This window comes from Rhodococcus sp. FW305-130, assembly GCF_058788335.1.
Genome location: NZ_JBYTAP010000025.1, coordinates 1 through 1,019 on the forward strand (window position 1 = coordinate 1; position 1,019 = coordinate 1,019).

General features: G+C 62.6%; 2 protein-coding genes and 1 pseudogene. 1 reads left to right on the forward strand and 2 read right to left on the reverse strand.

Going from position 1 to position 1,019, the window contains the following annotated elements; translation table 11 throughout:
• Both AC3WQS_RS31315 and AC3WQS_RS31320 read right to left on the reverse strand, forming a co-directional pair.
• Window positions 1-251, reverse strand: a 251-nt coding sequence (locus AC3WQS_RS31315) for an alpha/beta fold hydrolase (protein ID WP_492713600.1), incomplete at its 3' end; no start/stop codon positions are given.
• Window positions 251-445, reverse strand: a pseudogene (locus AC3WQS_RS31320) (alpha/beta fold hydrolase); the annotation flags it as partial. The pseudogene AC3WQS_RS31320 and the gene AC3WQS_RS31315, both read right to left, overlap by 1 nt.
• Before the next feature lie 62 nt (window positions 446-507).
• Between AC3WQS_RS31320 and AC3WQS_RS31325 the strand changes: the two are divergent.
• A partial coding sequence (locus AC3WQS_RS31325; RefSeq protein WP_492713599.1) for a winged helix-turn-helix transcriptional regulator occupies window positions 508-1,019 on the forward strand: 512 nt, incomplete at its 3' end.

The window sequence follows — 1,019 nt, forward strand, 5'->3', positions numbered from 1 at the left end:
TCGAAGTGGAGAATCCCGTTGACCGGCCACGCCCAGGAGTTGATGAGAACCAGTCGATCGAAAACACCCGGTCGCCGCTGGGCGGCGGCCAGTCCGATCGGCCCGCCCCAGTCCTGGCCGACCAACGTGACGTCGTCAAGGCCGAGTGCGTCGACGAATCCGGTGACGACGTCGGCGTGTTCCTCAGGAAGTAGCGATAGCCGGGCTTGGGGGTCGAGAGGCCGAAGCCCGGATAGTCGAGGGCAATACATCGAAAGTCGGAGCGGAGCGCACTGATCGCCTCGCGCCAGAGGAATGTCCAGGTCGGATTGCCGTGCAGCAGAAGTAATGTGGGGCCGGATCCCTCGTCGACGTAGTGGACGGTGTTTCCGTCGATGTCGACGTATCGACTCTCGAACGGGTACAGGTCGTCGTCGACCCAGGATGGCCTTGTTGTGATCGTCATGCGCGCCCCTCGCAAAGATGGTTGATATAGTGAAGCACACTTTATTTTAGAAAGCAGGTGTTATGAGCCGCGACTATGGCCAGTACTGCGGACTCGCCCGCGCTCTCGATGTGATCGGTGACCGGTGGAATTTGCTGATCGTCCGACAATTGTTGCTGGGTCCCGCTCGATACGGTGACCTGCGCGAAGCGCTCTCCGGCATCGCCACCAACCTGTTGGCCGGCCGTCTACGCGACCTCGAGGCCACCGGCGTGATCGAACGACGCCTGTCCGAAGACGGGAATGCCATCACCTACGCCTTGACACCGTGGGGTGCCGAACTCCGCGAGCCGATCAACGGACTGATCCGGTGGTCGACGCCGCTGATGATCCGCGGTCCAGAAGACGACGAGTTCCGGCCCGAGTGGATGTCGCTGGCCCTCGCGGCCTTGTTCACCGGCCGTGTCCCAGCCGATCAGACAGCGGCGGTGAACATCTCGGCTGCAGACCACCGTATCCAACTCCGCGCCACACCCACTGGTATCGATGTCGGTCTGCCGGACGGGCGGGATGTCGACGCCGTTCTGAGTGCCGA